The sequence below is a fragment of the Polaribacter sp. R2A056_3_33 genome, assembly GCF_019278485.1.
Taxonomy (GTDB): domain Bacteria; phylum Bacteroidota; class Bacteroidia; order Flavobacteriales; family Flavobacteriaceae; genus Polaribacter.
Genome location: NZ_CP058984.1, coordinates 1211583 through 1232654 on the forward strand (window position 1 = coordinate 1211583; position 21072 = coordinate 1232654).

Here is a 21072-nt window from a genome sequence, read left to right on the forward strand (position 1 = left end):
ATAATCTAACTAAAAAGAATACTTATTGAGGATGACAGTTTGTTTTAAAAAAGTATTTTTGTGACGATTGTTAAAACAGGATATGAAACTGATTACTTTAGATGATTTTATAGACACGTATTTTAAAGCAATACAACGAGGTAGCAAGTTTTTCTTTTCTAAATTTACGTTTAACAAAGAAGTTAGAACAAAAAGTGCTTTTGATAACTCTTCCTTTATTTCTTCTAATTTTTGGTCTATTCCTAAGGTTGTAGAACGATGGAATTTTTTAATTTCTGGTGATAAAAATGTAGATTATATTAGTTTTATTACGGATGATTTTTTGAAAGACAAAACCAACCTAAGGCTTCTTTCTTTAGGTTCTGGTATTTGCAATCCAGAAATTGAATTGGCCAAAAACAACACCATTTTTAAAGAAGTTGTTTGTTTAGATATTGCTGACAATTTACTTCAGATTGCAGCGAAAAATGGCGTAACAAACATTAAATTTATTGCTAAGAACATTGATGATTTTGAGTTTAATAAAAATGATTTTGATGTTATATTCTTTAAAGCTTCTTTACATCATTTTGATAAAATAGAATCTTTATTATCTGGCAGAGTACAAAAAGTATTAAAACCAGATGGATTACTTATAATTAATGAATTTGTAGGAACTACAAGGCATCAGTTTTCTAAAACACAAATAACAGCAATCAATGAAGCGTTAAAATCTATTCCTAAAAAATTTAGAACACGATTTAAAAGTACCTTTCATAAAAACAAATACAGAGGCGTTGGTGTGCTTAGAATGATCATGGCAGACCCTTCTGAATGTATTGATTCAGAAAGTATTATTCCGTCTATTCATAAACATTATACCACGCTTGTAGAAAGACCTTACGGAAATAATTTATTGATGAGCACCCTTAGAGATATTTCTCATCATTTCTATGAATTAGATACCGAAAAGGAGCAAGTTTTGGACAAGCTTTTTGCCCTAGAAGACAAATATCTAAAAGAAAATCAGTCTGATTTTGTATTTGGCATTTATCAGAATAAAAAATAACATTATTTATTACAATACCTAAGTTACGGTAAAAAACATCCATTTTATGAGTTTAGAAATAGAAAGAAAATTTTTAGTAAAAAACGACGATTTTAAACGTGAAAGTTTTGCTCAAAAAAGCATTAAACAAGGCTATTTAAATTCTGATAAAAACAGAACTGTAAGAGTTAGAATTGCCGATGAAAAAGCTTTTATGACTATTAAAGGAAAATCTAACGCAACAGGAACAACTCGTTTTGAATGGGAAAAAGAAATTGACAAATCGGAAGCCGAAAGTTTACTTTTATTATGTGAACCTAGTGTAATTGATAAAACAAGATATTTAATTAAAGTTGGTGATCACACTTTTGAAGTGGATGAATTTTATGGCGACAACCAAGGTTTAACAGTTGCAGAAGTAGAATTAAACTCAGAAACTGAAACTTTTACAAAACCAAATTGGCTAGACCAAGAAGTTACTGGAGATGTAAAATACTATAATTCTAGCATTAGTAAACATCCTTTTAAAGATTGGATTTAAAAATTACAGGTAGTAAATTCCAATAAAATGACTGATACTGCCTAATAAAACAAATACGTGAAAAACGGCGTGGTTATAAGGTATCTTTTTGATGGAATATAAAATAGCCCCAATGGTGTAAAAAACTCCTCCGCCAATTAATAAGTTTAAATTAAAACTTGGTAAAGCAACCATTAAAGGTTTTATAAAAAATACCACTTGCCAGCCCATTAAAAGATACATTGCTGTAGAAATTTTATCGAACCTTCCTGTAAAAAATAGCTTTAAGATAATACCTGTTAAGGCAAAAACCCAAACCGCAATAAACATATACCAACCCAAGTCAGAATTTAAAGCGACCAAACAAAAAGGAGTATAACTCCCAGCAATTAAAGCATAAATAGCGGCATGATCAAAAATATTTAACCGTCTTCTTTTCTTCGGATTTTTAGCAGCATGATAAAATGTAGATGCTGCATATAAAACAATTAAACTCACCCCATAAATAACAAAACTAGCAATATCCCAAAAGTTAGCATAGTTGGTTGCTTTTACTATTAAAAAAGGAAAAACTAGTACACTTGCAAGCAAACCTAAACCATGAGACCAAACGTTTAAGCGTTCTTCTGTTTCGGAATATCCTGGATTTAATTTTACACTCATTTTGTGCTATTTGTATCTTTCATATACTTTTTATCATTTGCCAAATCGTTGTAAATCATATCAAATGTCTTATCTTTTAATTGATCTCTATCTTTTAAAGACAACCCTTTTGTAGAAATAAATTTATGCTGGTGTACTCTAAAAACTCCCATACCTCCTTTAAAAATATCCCAAGAAAACAAACGTTTACAATCGTAATAAACTTGTGGTACAATTGGTATCTCAAACTCTATTGCTAAACTAAAAGCTCCTTTTTTAAATGGTGCTAAAATCACATCTTCTTCCGGTACTAATCCTTCTGGAAAAATAGCCATACTTACACCGTTTTGCAATCTTTTTTTAGCCATGCTAAAAACTCTTCTTCTACTTTCGGGATTATTTCTATCTACCATAATCACCACTCGTTTATAGAAAAAACCAAAAACAGGTATTTTAACCAACTCTTGTTTACCAACAAATACAATAGGGTTTTTACTGATGGCAATCAAAACAAAAGGATCCATTAAAGAAGTATGGTTTGGGCAAAACATATAACTTTTATTCGGTTCTAATTCTTCATCAAATTGTACATTTAAACGAAAACCCATTCCGTAAATTAGAATTTTAGATAAAACTCTAGCAATTCTCCAAAAAATATGATAATGCGCTTCTTTAAAAGTAAATAACAATAAAAGTGGCGACATCACTAAAATAGTTATGATCATTAAAAGGTAAAACCACAAACGCCAAATTAAAAGAAAAGGAACCTTAAGGTACTTCATAGAATCAATAAAAGTTGCTAGATGATTTAAAATAGTAATCACTTAAAAAGAATAAAGTTACTCTCCTAAATTCTACTATCAAACAAAAATACTAATATTCTTTTGTTTGATAGGTTTTCTTAAACAAAACCTTATTTTTGTAGTTACAGAGAGTAATGAGAAGCTCTCCATCAAAAAAAAGATAAAAACAAAGTAATGTCTAGAATTTTAACAGGTGTACAAAGTACAGGAACTCCACATTTAGGAAATTTATTAGGAGCAATTTTACCAGCAATAAAAATGGCAAATAGTCCAGGAAATGAATCTTTTATATTTATTGCAGATATGCATTCTTTAACCCAAATTAAAGATGGAAAAGAATTAAGAGAAAACACGTACAGTGTTGCTGCTACTTGGCTTGCTTGTGGATTAGACATTAATAAAACCATATTTTACAGACAAAGCGACATACCACAAACTACAGAATTGACTTGGTATTTAAGCTGTTTTTTTCCATATCAAAGACTAACTTTAGCACACGGATTTAAAGATAAAGCTGATAGATTAGGTGATGTAAATGCAGGTTTATTTACCTACCCAATGTTAATGGCTGCAGATATTTTATTGTATGATGCAGAAGTTGTACCTGTTGGTAAAGATCAGTTACAACATTTAGAAATGACCCGTGATGTAGCCAATAGATTTAACAATATTGTCGGCGAAACATTGGTTCCGCCTCAAGCAGAAATTCAAAAAAACACAAAATTAGTTCCTGGAATTGATGGTGAAAAAATGAGTAAATCTAGAAATAACATTATCAATATTTTCTTACCAGACAAGAAGTTAAGAAAACAAATAATGTCTATTAAAACAGATAGTTTAGGGTTAGAAGATCCTAAAAACCCAGATACAGATAATGTTTTTGGACTCTATAAGTTATTAGCTTCTGATGAGCAGATTGCAACAATGAGAGAAAATTACGAAGGTGGTAATTATGGCTATGGACATGCAAAACAGGCTTTATATGAATTGATTCTTGAACAATTTTCACCAATAAGAGACCGCTACAATCATTATATGGAAAATAAGCATGAACTTGATGAGGCTTTAAAAATTGGAGCAGAAAAAGCAACTGTAGTTGCAAACGGAGTTCTAAAAAGAGTAAGGTCAAAAATTGGTTACTAAACCTATTTTTACCAATATAAAAACCACGCTAAATGCGTGGTTTTATTTTTTAGATATGGTTTACTCTATGCCCATTCACATATAATACCTCCCATAAATGCCAAAGTTACTATCCAATAACCAGCATTAATAGCAACGTATTTTACAGATTTCCTTTCAAACATTGCTATAATTGATAAAATAGGTAATACAAAAAACAGCCCCGTTAAAATTCCGTGTAATAAACCGTGTTTAAAGGTTCTATAATTATTTCCATACTTAGTCATAAAGTCTTCAAAATAAGCCAACGCTTCACCTTCTAGTCCTGTTGAACCAGATACTAACATTGTAGAGAAAACACCACCTTGATGAATTACAAGAGATTGTAAAATGAAAGCTATAAAAAAACTAAATATATAACAGAGTATAAACGTTAATACCATGTTCTTGTTAGCTAAAGATTCTTTGGTAAATCCCATTTCTTTCATCCAAGTATTTCCAAATAAGGGACCATACCAGATAAAACCGATAACTAAAGGAATTAAAGCAGCTATAAAAAAGATGTAAATATTCGTTTGCATGATTAAAAGTTTTTGGTTGAATACCAAATATAGCTAATCTGAAATTAGAAATTTATTCCATAAAAAAAGCCGAAAACAAATACTTTCGGCTTCAATAAGACTTTATAAAGTCCTTTTATTTGATCTTCATAGATTTTGCAGTTGCTTCTAACTCAAACAAAAATGCTCTTTTGTTAACAGAAGGTGCATACGTGAAACCTTCAAAAATAATTAATCGGTTGTTCTTTTCATCCACCACCGTATAGTTTAAAAATGGACCTGCCATAAAATCATTTTTAACTTCCCACTTACCACGAGTTTCATAGGCTTTTTTACCATCTATAACAGCATCAAAAGTAAAAGGAGTATATGCTTTTTCTGTAATCATATGCATGGTTTCTGGGTCTGAACCTGGTATATATTTCTTACCAATTCTATTTCTAACAGCTACAATACTATCAGATACTTGTGTTTCATCTTCTAAAGGAACAGAATACACTAAAATATTATTACTTCCTGTTTTTGCAATTCCGCTTGATAAATGCTGACGCAACCATAAAAAATCTCCCGTATCATCTACTGTGTTAAATTTATTATTGATGGTTAATGAAATCCCTAAATTTTGAAGTGTTTTAAATTGAGAATCATCCAATTTGTTTTTTGCAAACAAATTTTGAAGCATTTTAACATCCGAAGCTATAAAGGTTTTAATAATTTCTTCATGATGTTTTTTAAACAAGTTTACAACACCTTCTTTGTCTTTAGCATACACATAAACAATAGTTTGTGGATCTGCATAAACATTAGTTCTAACAAAATATTTTTCTTCATCGGCAACACCAATAACCAGAATATTTCTACCAGCTTGCATCATCTTTCCAAAACCATTTGGAGCCACTTGAGAAACAGATAAAAGAGGCTCTGGTTGTGGCAAACCAACCATCAATTCTCCAAAAGAATTTCTTATTTGTTTACCAATATCACCAGCCCAATCACTAGCCTTGGTAACTACCATTACCTTGTTTACTTTACCAACCGATGATCGTAAAGTAATTTTATCCTTTCCATCATCACATGAGGTTAATAAAACTGCAATTACTAGTAGTGTAAATATTTTTTTCATGAGTTTAGTTATTTTTTATGTTGTAAGGTTGGTTCTAACACCTAAAAGTTTAATACACCAAATACTGTTCCACTTTTAAAGTATTTCAAAGAAAATTAAAAATGTTTTTAGAAATACTTTAAAGCAAGTCTATTAGGTATCTTTTAGGGGAGTTTTTATTACTTTTTTGTTTCTTTTAACAGTATTTACCTCCCTATTTTCTTTGGATAAACAGACAATCTTTGCCCTATTTTTAATCGGCTTGTTTTTAAACTATTCCAACGTTTTAAGTCACTTACCCGAACTCCAAATTTATTTGCTATTTTACCTAAAAAATCTCCATTAACTACTCTGTAACGTATACGTTGGTCCATTTCGAAATACTTAGGTAAAGGTTTTTCTCTCTGCGCATCATCTGTATCTGCCAAAGCATAAATTTCTTTTTCCTTATCTAAAAACTCAATAATCTTGTTACTTGGTAATATTAAAGCATAATTTTTATTTTCTACAAACGGAATAATATCCAATTTATAAGACGGGTTTAACTCAGACAACACCTCTTCATCAATAGCTATCTTCTCTGAAATTTGATCGAAACTAATGGTTCTTTTGACATGAATTGTATCTGTCTGAAAATTAAAAAATTGTGGAAGTTCAGAATAAATATTATGTTCATTTGCATATTCAAAAATATACATAGTTGCATAAAAAGCAGGTACATAACTTGCGGTTTCTCTTGGCAAATAAGGTCTTATATTCCAATAATTTGTATATCCTCCAGAACGCTTAATAGCTTTTCTTACATTTCCAGGCCCAGAATTGTAAGCTGCTAAAGCTAAATCCCAATCACCAAAAACAGTAAATAACTGACTTAAATATTTACAAGCAGCAATTGTTGCTTTTACGGGATCTTGGCGCTCATCTACATAAGAACTCACTTTTAAATCGAACTCCACTCCTGTGCCATACATAAATTGCCACAAACCTGTTGCTCCAGCTCCAGATTTAATTTTTGGTCTTAAAGCAGACTCTACAATAGCCAAATACTTCATTTCTAAAGGAATATCATATTGATCTAAATATTGCTCGAACATTGGAAAATAGTATTTTGCTTTTGCCATTAAAGCAGGATAGTATCTTTTACGATGCAATAAATAACTATTAATTACTTGTTCTAAAGAAGGATTAAATGCTAAATTAAAAGGCGTTTTATTATTTAAAGCAGTAAGACGTAATTTTAATAAATCTGTTGTTAAAACAGTGCTTGTGTTTCCTATAATATCTATATCATTTATTACATAACTTAACGAATCTACTAAAGCCGAATTAAATTTATCATCAACTAATAAGCTATCGATTGCATCTAAATCTGCATCAGAAAAAAAACTTTTTCTAACAGGCTCTTTTAAGGTGTCTTTGGTTATAAATAAAGTATCTTTTTTTATTTGTGAAAAAATAGTACTAGTAAATAGGAGGAATATAATTAGTTTATTCATGTTTTGTTTTAAATATCAAGTTCTACTGCAATTGGGCAATGGTCTGAATGTTTTGCTTCTGGTAAAATATAGGCTCTAGAAATTTTTTCTTTTAAAGGTTCTGAAACCATCGCATAATCTAAACGCCAACCTTTATTATTTGCCCTAGAATTTGCTCTGTAACTCCACCAAGAATATTCTTGTTTTTCTTGATTTAAAAAACGAAAACTATCTATAAACCCGTTCTTAATAAATTCGTCAATCCAAGTTCTTTCTACGGGTAAAAAGCCAGAAACATTTTTCATTTTTGGGTTGTGAATATCAATTTCTTCATGACAAATATTATAATCTCCACAGATTACTAAATTCGGAATTTCTAGTTTTAAATTATTGATGTATTCTTGAAATTCATCCATGTATTTAAACTTAAAGTCTAACCTTTCAGAATTAGTACCAGAAGGTAAATACAAGCTCATTACAGAAACACCATCGAAGTCTACACGTAAATTTCTACCTTCAAAATCCATAGATTCAATTCCGGTTCCATACTCAATATGATTTGGTTTTTCTTTACAAAAAATAGCTACAGAAGAGTATCCTTTTTTCTGTGCAGAAAACCAATAATGATATGGGTAACCTGCATTTTCAAAATCGGTAAGATCTAATTGTTCTTTATGTGCCTTGGTTTCTTGTATGCAAATTACATCTGGATTTGCGGCTTCTAACCAATCTAAAAATCCTTTTTTTAATGCGGCTCTAATGCCGTTTACGTTGTATGATATTATCTTCATGTATGCTTTTTAATTTCCTGATAAAGGAAAACACTCTTATTTTTAATTTATTGCTCTAGCATTATTGGATCCTTTAAAAACACCCAAGTAATCTGCTTTTTCTTTCCTGCTTCAGTTAGAATTAATCTTTTTCTTGGCGATAGCATAAATGCTAAAACGGCACAAATACCTCCTTTTAAAAGGAAGTTATCCATTGTATACAATTGATCAAAAATGAACATAAATACAACAATAAGAATTGGATAAATAATCCAATATGTTTTCTTAAATAAATTCATTTTAAAACTTCATTTCTGGTATTTCCCCATTAACTACCAATGTTCCTTCTGTTGCTTTCTGAATATCTTCTACAGAAACACCAGGAGCTCTTTCTAACAAGTGAAACACCTTATCTCTTACTTCTAGAAATGCTAAGTTTGTTACTATTTTTGTTACACAACCAACTCCCGTTAAAGGCAAAGAACATTTCTTTAAAATTTTAGACTCACCACGTTTATTGGTGTGCATCATGGCAACAATAATATTTTCTGCAGAAGCAACTAAATCCATTGCGCCTCCCATTCCTTTTACCATTTTTCCTGGAATTTTCCAGTTGGCAATATCACCATTTTCTGCAACTTCCATTGCTCCTAGAATAGTTAAATCTACATGCTTACCACGAATCATTGCAAAACTCATAGAAGAATCGAAAAAACTTGCTCCAGGCATCGTTGTTATCGTTTGTTTCCCTGCATTTATAATATCTGCATCCTCTTCACCTTCAAAAGGAAAAGGTCCCATTCCTAGAACACCATTTTCACTTTGAAACTCAACCTCAATACCTTCACGGACGTAATTTGCAACCAAGGTTGGAATACCAATACCCAAGTTCACATAAAATCCGTTTTGAACTTCTTGTGCGATTCGCTTTGCAATTCCTATTTTGTCTAACATATTATTAATTTGATGATTAATAGATTTAATAATTAGAAAAAGTATTAATTTAACCTCATGTCATTCCTGTAAAAACAGAAAACTATCATTAATTTTAAATTAATACAGTATCGATTCTTGTCTACGCAAGAATAACAAACGAATAATTATTCGCGATTACGCACCGTTCTTTGTTCAATTCTTTTCTCATAATCTTTACCTTGAAAAATACGTTGTACAAATATTCCGGGAATATGAATATTGTTTGGGTCCAATTCACCAACCTCTACCATTTCTTCTACTTCAGCCACAGTAATTGTTGCGGCACCGCACATATTCGGATTAAAATTTCTAGAAGTTCCTTTAAAAATTAAATTACCTGCTGCATCTCCTTTCCAAGCTTTTACAAAGGCAAAATCCGCTTTAAAAGCAAGCTCTAAAACATACATTTTACCATCAAACTCTCTGGTTTCTTTTCCTTCTGCAACTTCTGTTCCGTAACCTGCAGGCGTATAAAATGCAGGAAAACCAGCTTGTGCAGCTCTACATTTTTCAGCTAATGTTCCTTGTGGAGTTAATTCTACTTCTAACTCTCCAGATAACATTTGGCGTTCAAACTCATCATTTTCTCCTACATAAGAAGAAATCATTTTTTTGATTTGCTTATTTTGAAGCAATAAGCCTAAACCAAAATCATCTACACCTGCATTATTAGAAATACAAGTAACATTTCTAACATTTAGTTTTACAAGTTCTGAAATTGCATTTTCTGGGATTCCACATAAACCAAAACCACCCAACATAAAAGTCATTCCATTTTTAACGCCTTTTAAAGCATCTTCTACGTTTTTTACCTTTTTATTGATCATAATGTTCCTGTTTTAGAGCTTCCCGACTATGCGCGAAGTGACATTCTTGTAATTTACTAAAAAATAAATTTAGCACAAAATAAAGAATTTATTGAAATAAAGAATCCCCTAAAAACTTAGGAGACTCTTTCTATACTAAAAATCGGTATCTTCATCTATAGGAGTATCCTCATCACCAGATGTATCATTACAATCAATATTGATTGATAAGTTCTCTGGTTTTTCAAAATCTTTCTTACTAACATTTAACGTTTCATCTGCATATACTTTTTGCATATATAACGCCCAAGAAGGTAAAGCCATTGTAGCACCTTGTCCTTTTGCAATACCTGCAAAATGAGTTGCTCTATCTTCTCCACCTGTCCAAACACCTGTTGCTAAATTAGGTACAATCCCCATAAACCAACCATCTGATTGATTTTGAGTGGTACCTGTTTTACCTGCAATAGGATTTGTAAATTTATAAGGATGACCTGTAATATAATCGGCTTTTTTCCAAGGTAAACGTAAACGAACACCAGAACCAGATTGGGTAACTCCTTTTAATAAATCTAGCACAACATAAGCAGATTCTTCGCTTAAAACCTCTTTCGTTTCTGGTGTAAATTCTTCTAAAACAGTTCCGTTTTTATCTTCAATTCTTGTTAAAATCATTGGTGCAACTCGTAAACCTTGATTTGCAAAAGTAGCATAGGCACTTACCATTTCTAATAATGATAAATCTACGGCTCCTAATGCAATAGAAGGATTTGCAGGAATATCACTTTCTATACCAGCAGATTTTGCTAAACGCACTACATTTTCTGGACCAACCATATCTATTAATCTCGCAGACATTGTATTTACAGAACCAGCTAAACCATCTTTTAGGCTTAACATTCCTCCATACTTTTTACTCGCATTTTCTGGTGTCCATGCTTTTGGTATTCCATATTTTCCTTTTGGAATTGTATATGGTATGTTTGGAAATTCATCGCAAGGAGATAATTTTAATTGATTAATTGCAGCAGCATATACAAATGGTTTAAAGGTAGAACCTACTTGCCTTTTTTGTTGTGCAACAGCATCATATTTAAAATGCTTGTTATTAACTCCTCCTACCCAAGCTTTAATATGACCAGATTGTGGCTCTATAGACAACAATCCAGCACGTAAAAAGTATTTATAATATCTTACAGAATCCATTGGAGACATAATAGTATCAATATCACCTTTCCAAGAAAAAACACTCATTTCCGTTTTTGTTTTGAAAACTTCATCAATATACTTATTAGATTTTCCTGCAATTTTTAACCGCTTATATCTATCCGAGTTTTTCTTAGCTCTTTCTAAAATTCTGTTAATTTCAGATTCTTTTATATCATAAAAAGGTGCTGTTTTGTTTCTTTTTTGTTCTGTAAAAAAGTAAGACTGTAAGTTAGACATATGTTCTTCAATAGCTTCTTCTGCATATTTTTGCATTCTAGAATCTATAGTTACATAAATCTTTAAACCGTCTCTAAAAATATTATATTCTTCTCCATTTGGTTTTGGGTTTTCCTCTACCCATTTTCTTAAATATTTCTGTAAATACGTTCTAAAATAAGTTGCAGAACCATCACTATGTCCTTCTTTATGAATATCTAAACCTAAATCTAATGCTTGTAAAGAGTCTTTTTCTTGTTCTGAAATAAATTCGCTACGGTTCATTTGTTTTAACACAACGTTCCTACGATTTTTTACACGTTCTGCTCTTCTTAAAGGATTAAATAATGATGCATTTTTTAACATACCAACCAACATTGCAGATTCTTGCACCTCTAATTCTTTTGGTTCTTTACCAAAATAAATACGAGCTGCAGAACGAATACCAACTGCCTGGTTTATAAAATCGTACTTATTTAAGTACATTGTAAGAATTTCGTTTTTGGTATATTGTCTTTCTAATTTTGTAGCAACCACCCATTCTTTTACTTTTTGGCCAACTCTTAAAAAGATATTTCTAGAAGCTCTACCAGTAAATAACATTTTTGCTAATTGCTGTGTAATTGTACTAGCACCTCCACTTCCTGGTTTTAAGATAGCTCTTGCAGTTCCTTTAAAATCGATACCAGAATGCTCAAAAAAACGTTCATCTTCCGTTGCTACTAATGCTTTTATTAAATTATCTGGTAAATCAGTAAACTTAATAGGTGTTCTATTTTCTGTAGCATATTTACCCAATGTTTTACCATCTGAAGAAATAATTTCTGTTGCTAAGTTATTTTCTGGATTTTCTAACTCTTCAAACGTTGGTAATTTTCCTAAACCACCCCAAGAAGCAATTAAAAACAATAATAATATTGATGCAAATCCACCTAGAACTAGTAACCAAAACCATTTAATATATTTTTTAAAATCTGTCGTTTTCTTCTGTGTCATTTCTATTTTAATTTTCTATGCTAAAGCCAACATCCTGAATTCCTTTTAAAAATTCAATTGGCTTTACTTCTCCATTTTTACGCATTGCATGGCGCACATTAAATGTATAATTTCCAGAAATTGGAAATGCCTTTTTTTCTTTATAAAATAATTTATTTTCTTTAATCTCTGTAAAACCAACACCTAAAAAACGCCCTGTTTTATCTGCCATTTCGTATTGTAAAGTATCTACAACCTTTGTTTCATTAGGAAAAACAAGCTCTGTAATAAGATACAAATTACTATAAGCATACTCATTATTATTTCTAATATTGATAAATAGATTTTTTGGAGAAATAGTGTCTTTTACATCAAACTCAAAAAATATTTTCTCATTCGCTTTCCAACCTTCATTGTCTATTGATTTATATAGATTAAAATCTGATTTATCATCACAAGAAAACAGCAATAAAAGAGATCCTAAAACAATTAAAAAAGGATTACTTTTCAGAATTGTTATCATTTTTAGGGTTATTATTTTTACGGTTTCTATTATTTCTCCTTGGCTTATTTACCTTTTTAACTTCACCTTCTGGCTTTTTTATATCCTTAGCTTCTCCTTCTGGTTTCTTTACATCACCTTGAGGTTTCGGTCTTGGTTTTCTTTGCGGCCTTGGCTTTGGCTGAGCATTTGGTTTAGCCTTTTGATTCGGATTGGCATTCGCATTCGGGTTCAATTTAGCTTTGGGCTTCTGATTTGGGTTTGTATTTGGTTGTTTCTTTGCCTGTGGCTTTCTTTTCTGATTTGGGTTCGGCTTTTGACTGGTTGTTGCCTTTTGGTTAGGATTTGGTTTTTGATTTGGGTTAGACCTTGTCCTTGGCTTATTATTATTATTATTAGCAACTGCAGCCGGTTTTTTCTTATTTCTTCTCTTACGATTGCTTGTTTTAGGAGCATCAAAACGCGTTAAACTATCTTGCCCTACAGCATCTTCGAAATCTACTTTAACAGGAATTTCTACATCCGCTTCATATTCTTCTAACGAAATAGATTTTTCATTATTTTTATTAAGCGCTATTATTTCTAAAACTTGTTCTAATGTAAGTCTAAACCATTTAAAACGTTCTTCTTTGTAGGTATACCAAAGATGATTTTTAAAAATATCCATCTTTACAAATACGGCATCTCCCTTTTCTGTTTTTAGTACTAAATCTTGTTTCGGAAATGATTTTAAAGCATCTAAATACGTGTCTAATTCAAAATTTAAACAACACTTTAGTTTACCACATTGTCCTGCTAACTTTAAAGGATTTAAAGATAATTGTTGATAACGTGCCGCAGATGTTGTTACTTTTCTAAAATCTGTTAACCAAGTAGAACAACATAACTCTCTACCACAAGAACCAACACCACCTAAACGGGCAGCTTCTTGTCTTGCACCTACTTGCTTCATTTCTACACGAATAGAAAATGCACTTGCCAAGTCTCTAATTAACTGTCTAAAATCTACTCTTGTATCTGCCGTATAATAAAACGTAGCTTTATTTCCATCACCTTGATATTCTACATCAGACAATTTCATTTGCAAACCTAAACGTCCTAGAATTTCTCTTCCTTTTCTTTGCGTTTCTTCTTCTTTGCCTCTTGCCTCTTGCCAAATATCTATATCTCTCTGACTCGCTTTTCTGTAAATTTTCTTTACATCTTCATGATCTGCGGTAATTTTGCGTTTTTTCATTTGCACTTTTACCAACTCTCCTGCCAAAGAAACTGTACCAATATCATGTCCTGGAGCACCTTCTACTGCCACAATATCTCCCATAGTGATGGGTAAATTATCTGGATTTGTATAAAAATGCTTTCTTCCGTTTTTAAAACGGACTTCAAAAATATTAAATCTTTCTTGTCCGCTTGGTAAAGTCATATTAGACAACCAATCAAAAACGGCTAGTTTATTACTACCACTTCCGCAGGTTCCTGACCCACAATTACCATTACTCTTGCAACCTTTTGGTACTCCATTTTCTGTTGTACCACAACTTCCACATGCCATGTAAGTATATATATTTTTATAGTTGATAGTCTTTAAAGTTTATTATTAGCAGCAAATCCACTAAAAACATCGCTATAAAACCTAAAAACCTCTTGGTTCATAAATTGATTATCAGACAGATACTAACACACCGCCTCATCTTCACTAATTCGTAAATATACGCATTCTCAAAGAATGAAAAAATAGGTTTATGAAAGTTAACAAAACTACTTTTTAATTTATTGATACTTCAAATGTAGTCTGAAAAATTGTTTGCTCCCTCATCCGTTTAGTATTTGCATGGGTTTAATTAGTATTCGTATAAAAACCTCTTTTTTTAACAAAAAAAAGCCCTCAATAGATGAGGACTTTATTTTAAAACTTATGTAATTCTTAAACTTGCTTTACTTCAATAATTTTTACAGGACACGCTTTTTTTGCTTCTAAAGAAGGATAAAAAATAGATTCATCAAAAGATTTTATAGTGAAAAAACCTTTCTTTTCTATGGAATGTAACAATACCGATTTTCCGTCTTTTTTAGACATCTGAAACTGACTTGGAGCAACTTCTACACAATAATTACAACCAATACATTTGTTTCTTTGTAATGTAATTACCACCATTAGTTTTGTGCAAATTCAGTTTTTACAATCTTGTACAACTTGTCTGATCTTCTTATTTTGAAATCTAATTTCATGGTAACTTCGTCTCCTTTAGTTGCTTTTTCGGCTGCAACATCATTCACAAACATTTGCTTAACTTCCATTTCTTGTGCTCCGGTGGTTGGACCTGTAATTAAAATGGTATCTCCCAAAGCAACATCATACGCGTCAATTTTAAATTGACCAATTTTAGCTTTATCAAAATAATGTTCTCCTTTCCCTAAATAAACTTTCTTTTGTGTTGCATGAGAACCAGATTCTTTACTCCATTCTCCCAATTTCTGACCTAAATAATAGCCATTCCAAAAACCACGATTGTAGACTTTTTCTAGTTCTTGCATCCAAGAAATTACTTTTTCCTTGTCGTAGGTTCCGTTTGCCAAACTATCAATTGCATCTCTGTAACATTTAATTACTTTAGCTACATATTCTGGCGCTCTTCCTCTACCTTCAATCTTTAAAACTTTAATTCCGGCATCTGCAACTTGGTCTAAAAAGTCAATCGTACATAAATCTTTAGGAGACATTATATACTCATTATCTAACTCCATTTCAAAACCAGTTTCCTGATCGATAACCGTATATTTTTTTCTACAATTTTGTTTGCAAGCACCTCTATTTGCTGATGAATTATGCGAATGCAAACTCATATAACATTTACCTGAAACTGCCATACACAAAGCACCATGACCAAAAATTTCAACTTCAACCAATCTGCCTGAAGGTCCTTTTATTTGATCTTTCTCAATTGCTTCTGTAATCTTTTTTACTTGTCGTAAACTCAACTCTCTACTTAAGACAATTGTATCAGCAAAAAGTGCATAAAACTTTACAGTTTCTATATTTGTAATATTAATTTGCGTAGAGATATGGACTTCCATTTGTTGTTCTCTCGCCATAGAAATCACTGCTTGATCCATGGCAATTACCGCAGTAATATTTGCTTCTTTTGCACGTTTTATCAATGTTTTTACTATTGATAAATCATGGTCGTAAACTATAGTATTTAATGTAAGATAGGTTCTCACATTTTTTTCTGAACATCTTTTAGAAATCTCTTCTAAATCATCTAAAGTAAAATTAACAGAAGCTCTTGCTCGCATATTAAGCTGCTCTACTCCAAAATAAATAGAATCGCAACCATTATCTAAAGCAGCTTGCATAGATTCAAAATTACCGGCTGGCGCCATTAATTCGATTTTTTGCATGACTTTACTTTTTAAATTTTAAAGCTTCAGAACGACCTTTCTTAAAGATCTTATTGCTATTTCCTTTTCCTTTTCTTAATTCCTTTTGCTCTTCAAAAGACAACTGAATTATTTCTTGGCAATCTGCAGAACAGGTGTTTTCTGTTCTTTCTGCACATTCATCACATTGAATAAACAATAAATGACATGCCTCGTTGGCACAATTTGTATGCTCATCACACGCTTTACCGCATTGGTGACAGTTAGAAACTACATCGTCTGTAATACGTTCTGCTCTTCTATGATCGAACACAAAGTTTTTACCGATAAATTTATTCTCGATGCCTTCTTCTTTTACCTGACGTGTGTATTCTATAATTCCGCCTTCTAACTGAAAAACATTTTTAAATCCTTTGTGTTTGTAATACGCAGATGCTTTTTCACAACGAATTCCGCCAGTACAATACATCAACAAGTTTTTGTCTTCTTTATTGTCCTTTAAATCTTCTTCTATAATATCTAAAGAATCTCTAAAGGTATCTACATCTGGAGTTACAGCACCATCAAAATGACCAATTTCACTCTCGTAATGATTACGCATATCTACACAAACCGTATCTGGGTTTGCTAACATTGCATTAAATTCTGCTGCATTTAAATGCACTCCTTTGGCAGTAACATCAAAAGTTGCATCATTTAAACCATCAGCAACAATTTTGTTTCTAACTTTTACTTTTAGCTTTAAAAAAGATTTATTATCATGCTCTATAGCAACATTTAAACGAATATCCTTTAAAAAAGAAATACTGTCTAATTGGTCTTTTAGAGCATAAAAGTTTTCTGATGGAACAGATAATTGAGCGTTGATACCTTCGTATGAAACATAGATTCGACCTAAAACATCGAGTTCATTCCATTCTAAAAATAATTTATCTCTAAATAATTGTGGGTTTTCTATCTTAAAATATTGATAAAAAGAAATTGTTAAGCGGTCTTTGCCAGCTTCGTCTATTAATGCAGCGCGTTCTATTGCGCTTAACTTATTGTACAGTTGCATGCTATACTAATTAGGTTAACGTTTTAAACTGAACTTGTTTCAGTTTTTTTTTATAAGCTGCAAAGTTACTGATTTTAGAAAGAGATTTTATGATTTTTATCATGGATTTGAGAGACTTTGCTAGGTCTTAAAAAAGCTAGCAAACAAGATTAGCCCTGATTGAAGTGACATCCTTTTTTATTTTTCATAAAAAAGATATAACGGAAAGCAGGAAATAGCTTCAAAAAAATAAAGATCCTATTATTTAAAAATTACCACAAACTGTTTAAATTTAAACATTAGAAAAATTTGTGATTCAATTTTAAACTTTGGTTGATTTATAAGGGGTTAAGTGATTTATATAATTATTATTTTTAGGATATTTGCAACTCAATATAATATTAAATTTTTAGGCGATGAAAATAGCTGTAGTAGGTGCAACTGGAATGGTGGGCACAGTAATGTTAAAAGTTTTAGAAGAGCGTAACTTACCAATAACGGAATTAATTCCTGTAGCTTCTGCAAGATCTGCTGGAAAAAAATTATCATATAAAGGGAAAGAATATACCATAGTTACTTTAGAGGATGCTGTAAAATTGAAGCCAGATGTTGCTTTGTTTTCTGCGGGTGGAGACACTTCTTTAGAATGGGCGCCTAAATTTGCTGAAGTTGGTACAACAGTTATCGATAACTCTTCTGCTTGGAGAATGGACCCAACAAAAAAATTAGTGGTTCCAGAAATTAATGGAGACGTTTTAACAAAAGACGACAAAATTATTGCAAACCCTAATTGTTCTACAATTCAGTTAGTGGCAGTTTTATCTCCGTTACATTTAAAGTATAAAATGAAACGTGTGGTTATTTCTACATATCAATCTGTTTCTGGTTCTGGCGTTAAAGCGGTACAGCAATTAGATAATGAAGAGGCTGGTATTGATGGCGAAATGGCATATCCTCATAAAATTGGTAGAAATGCAATTCCACATTGTGATGTTTTCTTAGAAAACGGATACACCAAAGAGGAAATGAAATTGGTAAAAGAACCTAAGAAAATTTTGCGTGATGATTCTTTTTCTGTTACTGCAACTGCGGTTAGAATACCTACTGCGGGGGGACATTCTGAAGCTGTAAACGTTCAGTTTGAAAATGCCTTTGATTTAGCGGAAGTTAGAAAAATATTAAGTGAAACTCCTGGAGTAATTGTAGAGGATGACTTGGCTAACAACGTATATCCGATGGCAATAAACGCACATGATAAGGATGAAGTTTTTGTTGGACGAATTAGAAGGGATGAATCTCAAGAAAATACCTTAAATTTGTGGATCGTTGCAGACAACTTACGTAAAGGTGCAGCTACAAACACAATACAAATTGCCGAATATTTAATTGCAAATAATTTGGTATAAAATAAACATCTTTAATGGCAACATTTCATAAAGTAAATATACACGAAGTGATTAGAGAAACCGCAGATGCGGTTTCTCTTGTATTTAAAATACCCGGTAATTTAAAGTCTAAGTTTGCTTTTCATGCAGGGCAATACTTAACACTTAAAAAAACGATTAACGGTAAAGAAGTTAGAAGAGCCTATTCTATTTGTTCTTCTCCTAGCGATTCTTATTTAAAAGTAGCTATTAAAGCAGTAGAAAATGGTACTTTTTCTACGTATGCAACTACAGAATTAAAAGAAGGTAATTTTATTGAAATTTCTGAACCTGAAGGTCTGTTTACCCTAGAAACAAAACCTAATAAAAACTACATCGCTTTTGCTGCAGGATCTGGTATAACACCAATTCTATCTATGGTTAAAGATGTATTAGAAAATGAAGTTTCGTCTACTTTTACATTAATTTATGGTAACAAAACAGTTGCAGATACTATTTTTAAAGAAGAATTAGATGCTTTAAAAGAAGCAAATCCAGATCGTTTTAACCTACACTACATTTGTAGTAGAGAACAGCTAGAAGGTTCTTTATTTGGTCGAATAGACAAAGCACACACTAATTTCTACATTAACAATAGTTATAAAAATACTTCTTTTGATGCTGCTTTTTTATGTGGACCAGAAAGTATGATTGATGAAGTTTCTGCAACACTTACAGAACGTGGTTTTGCTAAAGAGAATATTCATTTTGAATTATTTACAACTTCTATAGACGAAGAGGCTGTAGCGGAGATAAAAGAAGGTACTACAGAAGTTATTGTAATGCTAGATGATGAGGAAACAACCTTTACTATGAACCAAACTGACGATCTATTATCGGCCAGTTTACGTAACAATTTAGATGCTCCATATTCTTGCCAAGGAGGAGTTTGTAGCACCTGTATGTGTAAGGTTACAGAAGGAAATGCTATTATGGTTAAGAATTCCATTTTAACAGATAGCGAAATTGAAGAAGGATTGGTTTTAGCCTGTCAGGCATACCCTACAACTTCAAAAATTTCAATAGATTTTGATGATGTTTAAAAATATATAGTTGTCCTGCAAGGTTTCAAAAGCCTTGTAGGTATCAACCTCTATAAATACCACTTTTTTTGGCGTTCGAGCGGGCTTTACGCTATATCTTTTTACTAAAAAGCAAAAAGGATGTCACTGCAATCCCTAACGCAAGTGCAGTTATCTCTATTAAATATCGTAAAAACCAGGCTTTAAAGTATTAAAAAACCTCATAACAAGTTCACAAACGTGTTACAAGGAACGTAGAGAGGAATTTCATAATATTAAAACATAAAACTGACAATATTATTTCACTTAAACTTGATACATTTCTAAGCCAATTTAAAATCTCATAATTGGTAAATCCTAATTAAACAATTACCTTTATCCAATGGATATTTACGACTTTAAGAATGCTTTTTTAATAGGTTTTTTCATGGCTTTTATGATAGGGCCTGTTTTTTTTATGCTTATTCAAACCAGTATTTTAAAAGGAGCTAGAGCAGCCATTGCGTTCGATCTTGGTGTTCTTTTAGGGGATGTTACTTTTATATGTATGGCATATTTTGGAAGTAGATCTTTTTTAGAAAAAATTAAAGATGACCCTAGACTCTTTTTTATTGGTGGCCTAGTACTTATTGTATACGGTTTAATAACTTATTTTGACAAACAAAACAAAAAAGAGGCTTTAGCATCTGCAGAAACCATAGTCGTCCCTGTTAAAAACAACTATATAAAACTGTTTTTTAAAGGTTACTTTTTAAACTTTATAAATATTGGCGTGTTAGCATTTTGGTTGGGTACCGTGTTGGTAATTGGACCTACTTTAAACATGAATTCTAACAGTATATTTTGGTATTTTGCTACCATAATTTTAGGGTATGCAATTACAGATCTTGGTAAAATACTTTTAGCAAAACAATTAAAAAGTAAAATGACTCCTTTAGTAATTTATAGACTAAAGAGAATAATGGGAATTATATTAATTATCTGTGGTGTTTTTTTAATCTTAAAAGGGTTTATACCTAATGATAAAATAGATAATTTTATCAGTTAAAACCGTCGTTTATTCAATTACAGCTATACCCCAAAGAATCATACTTTACAGTTATATCAATAGACTTACTTTAGTTTACTATCGATTACAAAAACTATTTTGTAACAAAGCAATAATTAAATCGGGTACTACAATTAATTTGTATGTAAAAAAATACTACTATTTAAAAGTCTTAAAATAGCTCTTTTAAAGAAATATTATTCTAATCAATAAAGGAATTTATTATAAAGTAAAAACAGCGCATTAGTTAGCTTTCATAAGCTCTAAAACAGCTAATAATAACTTGTTCTACTAAAGTCGTTATGCATTTCTGCATATATACTTTCTCAATTAATTCACCATAGCCCCCCACAACAACACTTTATAACGAATACTATAAATACTAAAAAAACAAAAAACCAGTGAATAAATTCACTGGTTTTATATCTTAAATATCATTTAAAACAAAATGATGTAT

Annotated in this window: 21 protein-coding genes; 6 read left to right on the top strand and 15 right to left on the bottom strand. The window is 31.3% G+C overall.

Annotated features, from left to right (window positions below; translation table 11 throughout):
- Positions 1-82: 82 nt before the first annotated feature.
- Together H0I29_RS05115 and H0I29_RS05120 are read left to right on the top strand one after the other, a co-directional pair.
- Entirely contained in the window at positions 83-1048 is a 966-nt protein-coding gene (locus tag H0I29_RS05115) for a class I SAM-dependent methyltransferase (RefSeq protein WP_218754645.1), read from the top strand.
- Between the two features lie 46 nt (positions 1049-1094).
- Positions 1095-1568 (top strand): CYTH domain-containing protein, encoded by a 474-nt coding sequence (locus tag H0I29_RS05120; protein ID WP_218731785.1) that lies wholly within the window; start codon positions 1095-1097, stop codon positions 1566-1568.
- 3 nt (positions 1569-1571) lie between these two features.
- Here H0I29_RS05120 and H0I29_RS05125 read toward each other — a convergent pair whose 3' ends face one another.
- Both H0I29_RS05125 and H0I29_RS05130 read right to left on the bottom strand, forming a co-directional pair.
- Positions 1572-2210 carry a hemolysin III family protein gene (locus H0I29_RS05125; RefSeq protein WP_218754646.1) on the bottom strand — a complete coding sequence of 213 codons (639 nt, stop codon included), beginning with the start codon at positions 2208-2210 and terminating at the stop codon, positions 1572-1574.
- Positions 2207-2971, bottom strand: a complete 765-nt coding sequence (locus H0I29_RS05130) for a 1-acyl-sn-glycerol-3-phosphate acyltransferase (RefSeq protein ID WP_218754647.1) — start codon at positions 2969-2971, stop codon at positions 2207-2209. Before H0I29_RS05130 ends, H0I29_RS05125 begins: the two co-directional genes overlap by 4 nt.
- A 195-nt stretch (positions 2972-3166) precedes the next feature.
- Between H0I29_RS05130 and trpS the strand changes: the two genes are divergently transcribed.
- Positions 3167-4135 carry a tryptophan--tRNA ligase gene (gene trpS, locus H0I29_RS05135; RefSeq protein WP_218754648.1) on the top strand — a complete coding sequence of 323 codons (969 nt, stop codon included), beginning with the start codon at positions 3167-3169 and terminating at the stop codon, positions 4133-4135.
- Between the two features lie 65 nt (positions 4136-4200).
- Here the strand turns inward: trpS and H0I29_RS05140 are convergent, their stop codons facing one another.
- The 13 genes from H0I29_RS05140 to H0I29_RS05200 form a co-directional block, all read right to left on the bottom strand.
- Positions 4201-4695 carry a DUF1761 domain-containing protein gene (locus H0I29_RS05140; protein WP_218754649.1) on the bottom strand — a complete coding sequence of 165 codons (495 nt, stop codon included), beginning with the start codon at positions 4693-4695 and terminating at the stop codon, positions 4201-4203.
- A gap of 115 nt (positions 4696-4810) precedes the next feature.
- The gene (locus tag H0I29_RS05145; RefSeq protein ID WP_218754650.1) at positions 4811-5797 is read right to left on the bottom strand and encodes a DUF4837 family protein; all 987 of its coding nucleotides are present in this window, start codon (positions 5795-5797) and stop codon (positions 4811-4813) included.
- Between the two features lie 185 nt (positions 5798-5982).
- Complete coding sequence (locus H0I29_RS05150) at positions 5983-7272, bottom strand: lytic transglycosylase domain-containing protein (RefSeq protein ID WP_218754651.1); 1290 nt, start codon at positions 7270-7272, stop codon at positions 5983-5985.
- A gap of 8 nt (positions 7273-7280) precedes the next feature.
- The gene (locus H0I29_RS05155) at positions 7281-8042 is read right to left on the bottom strand and encodes an exodeoxyribonuclease III (RefSeq protein WP_218754652.1); all 762 of its coding nucleotides are present in this window, start codon (positions 8040-8042) and stop codon (positions 7281-7283) included.
- Positions 8043-8089: 47 nt separating this feature from the next.
- A complete protein-coding gene (locus H0I29_RS05160; protein ID WP_218754653.1) occupies positions 8090-8320 on the bottom strand; it encodes a hypothetical protein in 231 nt (76 codons plus the stop codon).
- A gap of 1 nt (position 8321) precedes the next feature.
- Positions 8322-8975 carry a 3-oxoacid CoA-transferase subunit B gene (locus tag H0I29_RS05165; RefSeq protein ID WP_218754654.1) on the bottom strand — a complete coding sequence of 218 codons (654 nt, stop codon included), beginning with the start codon at positions 8973-8975 and terminating at the stop codon, positions 8322-8324.
- A gap of 146 nt (positions 8976-9121) precedes the next feature.
- Positions 9122-9823: a CoA transferase subunit A gene (locus H0I29_RS05170; protein WP_218754655.1), complete on the bottom strand. Its 702-nt coding sequence runs from the start codon at positions 9821-9823 to the stop codon at positions 9122-9124.
- A 135-nt stretch (positions 9824-9958) separates the two neighbouring features.
- The gene (locus H0I29_RS05175) at positions 9959-12223 is read right to left on the bottom strand and encodes a penicillin-binding protein 1A (RefSeq protein ID WP_218754656.1); all 2265 of its coding nucleotides are present in this window, start codon (positions 12221-12223) and stop codon (positions 9959-9961) included.
- A 7-nt stretch (positions 12224-12230) separates the two neighbouring features.
- Positions 12231-12725 carry a gliding motility lipoprotein GldH gene (locus H0I29_RS05180; RefSeq protein WP_218754657.1) on the bottom strand — a complete coding sequence of 165 codons (495 nt, stop codon included), beginning with the start codon at positions 12723-12725 and terminating at the stop codon, positions 12231-12233.
- The gene (gene ricT / locus H0I29_RS05185) at positions 12703-14256 is read right to left on the bottom strand and encodes a regulatory iron-sulfur-containing complex subunit RicT (protein WP_218754658.1); all 1554 of its coding nucleotides are present in this window, start codon (positions 14254-14256) and stop codon (positions 12703-12705) included. Before ricT ends, H0I29_RS05180 begins: the two co-directional genes overlap by 23 nt.
- A 372-nt stretch (positions 14257-14628) precedes the next feature.
- A complete protein-coding gene (locus H0I29_RS05190; RefSeq protein WP_165731672.1) occupies positions 14629-14859 on the bottom strand; it encodes a ferredoxin in 231 nt (76 codons plus the stop codon).
- A complete protein-coding gene (locus H0I29_RS05195) occupies positions 14859-16106 on the bottom strand; it encodes a peptidase U32 family protein (RefSeq protein WP_218754659.1) in 1248 nt (415 codons plus the stop codon). The genes H0I29_RS05190 and H0I29_RS05195 overlap by 1 nt, the downstream gene beginning before the upstream one ends.
- Positions 16107-16110: 4 nt before the next feature.
- Positions 16111-17142 (bottom strand): rhodanese-related sulfurtransferase, encoded by a 1032-nt coding sequence (locus tag H0I29_RS05200; protein WP_218754660.1) that lies wholly within the window; start codon positions 17140-17142, stop codon positions 16111-16113.
- Positions 17143-17537: 395 nt separating this feature from the next.
- Here H0I29_RS05200 and H0I29_RS05205 point away from each other — a divergent pair, with 395 nt between their 5' ends.
- The 3 genes from H0I29_RS05205 to H0I29_RS05215 all read left to right on the top strand — a co-directional run bounded on the left by H0I29_RS05205 (position 17538) and on the right by H0I29_RS05215 (position 20615).
- Positions 17538-18527, top strand: coding sequence for an aspartate-semialdehyde dehydrogenase (locus tag H0I29_RS05205; protein WP_218754661.1), 990 nt, complete (start codon positions 17538-17540; stop codon positions 18525-18527).
- A gap of 14 nt (positions 18528-18541) precedes the next feature.
- The gene (locus H0I29_RS05210; RefSeq protein ID WP_218754662.1) at positions 18542-19588 is read left to right on the top strand and encodes a ferredoxin--NADP reductase; all 1047 of its coding nucleotides are present in this window, start codon (positions 18542-18544) and stop codon (positions 19586-19588) included.
- A 361-nt stretch (positions 19589-19949) separates the two neighbouring features.
- The gene (locus tag H0I29_RS05215) at positions 19950-20615 is read left to right on the top strand and encodes a LysE family translocator (RefSeq protein ID WP_208890541.1); all 666 of its coding nucleotides are present in this window, start codon (positions 19950-19952) and stop codon (positions 20613-20615) included.
- Positions 20616-21072: the final 457 nt, after the last annotated feature.